This window comes from Dellaglioa sp. CoH-56-MRSF-12, assembly GCF_056782075.1.
On the sequence record NZ_JBXAYD010000044.1, the window covers coordinates 1 to 355 of the forward strand.

General features: G+C 52.1%; 1 protein-coding gene. It reads left to right on the forward strand.

Annotated features, from left to right (window positions below; genetic code table 11):
• Positions 1–135: 135 nt before the first annotated feature.
• Positions 136–355, forward strand: a 220-nt coding sequence (locus AC1RPY_RS07735; protein ID WP_481763103.1) for a hypothetical protein, incomplete at its 3' end; no start/stop codon positions are given.

The following is a 355-nucleotide window of genomic DNA, read 5'->3' on the forward strand; positions in this document are numbered from 1 at the left end:
GGTACAGTTGGTGTGAAGCCAGTTGCCCGGTCTCGGGCCCGTGCTTCCTGAAACTCGTGACAGTGCCCACAACAATAGAGAATGGTCAGGCATGACCTAGTTGCCGGGTTACCGGCCTTTTTATACGGAGACGCGATGGACCCACAACGCGCCCATCAGCTTATCGATCAGTTACTAGCTGAAGATTTCAAGAAACTCGATGACGTTCATTTCAGGTACTTCGTGTTTGCTGGACTCGTAGAAGGCTTTGACAACGATGAGCAGTGCATCAAAGATCGCGCTGATTACGCGCATCTTGTGCCGGAGCGACCAAACGGGCTTCCGCACGTAGAAGAGGAAAAGATGGCAGAGTTCA